Genomic DNA, 1206 nt, shown 5'->3' with positions numbered 1-1206 from the left:
TGGAAATCGGTTCGGACGGCGTTCCCGTGTGCCCGATTGGCCGGAAGATGATCGGTTGGGGCAAATGCCCCGGCCGTCAACGCGTCAAATGGCGCTGTCCCGCCAAAGTAGGTAAATGGGAGTGTCCCCATCCTTGTTCACCTTCCGAGTACGGAAGGACATTCTACACATCCACTTCGGATAATCCTCGTCTGTTTCCTCGCGTCAGGCGCGACAGCAAGGAATGGAAACAGCGATATGCCCTACGGACTGGAGTGGAGCGGTGCATCAAGCGTCAAAAGGTGGATTACAAACTCGAAGCCTCTAAAGGTCGCAGTTCCCGTCACTGGAACATTCGAGTCTACTTGATTGCCATGTGCCAACATGCCGACGCATGGTTGGAAGAAGCAAGAAAAGCGAACCTTCCTTCACTGGACGAATGGTTTGCAAGCCAATTAGCTGCATAGTCACAGGCCTTTTCCATATTTTTTAAAAACCCGATATTGTCGGGTTATTTGGCATGCCCATTTTTTGAAAATGGCTTTCAAGGTTAACAAAATGGTCGATTTTTGACCCATTCACCCCTTGTCCAGACTCGGATTCATCTCTCTAATTCCGAGCTACTATCTTTCCTGTACGCTAAATTTGTCGGAATCTGGCGTATAGGAGGAAAGGATCGTGTATGGGATGATCGATAAAGAGTATATCAGGAAACGGCACTTTGTGGATGGTTGGTCCATCCGTGAAATCAGCAGGAGTTGTAAGATTTCACGTCAAACCGTGCGCAAAATGCTACAGGAGGCTGAGATTCCAAAGTATAACCTAACCAAACCAAAGCCCATTCCCGTCATGGAGCGTTGGATCCCGGTCATCGAGGCTTGGATTCATGAGGACAAGCAGCCGGGTGTACCCAAAAAGCAACAACATGTAGCCTCGAGAATCTATGAGCGGCTGAAGGAAGAATATCCGGATGAGTTTCATGCAGCAGAGTCAACTGTAAGGTACTGGGTTCGTAGACTACGTGACAAGAAGAAGGAGGCGTTTGTACCCCTGACGGCGGATGCTGGAGAACTTGCTGAAGCCGACTTTGGCAAGGCAATGATCCGTATTAACGGAAAACCGACCGATGTTCATTTGTTTGTGATGCGGCTTCGTAACGGATTAACCCCGCTTATTTGGACATACCTTCATTTTAGAGCTATTTTCATAGAGTTTCGTTTTATATGT

Annotated in this window: 2 pseudogenes; both read left to right on the top strand. The window is 48.2% G+C overall.

The features are described 5' to 3' along the window. Positions 1-446, top strand: a pseudogene (locus tag ACFO8Q_RS08415) (DDE transposase); the annotation flags it as partial. Positions 447-666: 220 nt separating this feature from the next. Further along, positions 667-1206 (top strand): annotated as a pseudogene (locus ACFO8Q_RS08410) (hypothetical protein); the annotation flags it as partial.

Origin of the sequence: Effusibacillus consociatus, from assembly GCF_042652925.1 — a bacterium.
Taxonomy (GTDB): domain Bacteria; phylum Bacillota; class Bacilli; order Tumebacillales; family Effusibacillaceae; genus Effusibacillus; species Effusibacillus consociatus.
Note: the sequence above shows the minus strand (reverse complement) of the source record. Positions and strands in the feature narration are given on the sequence as shown.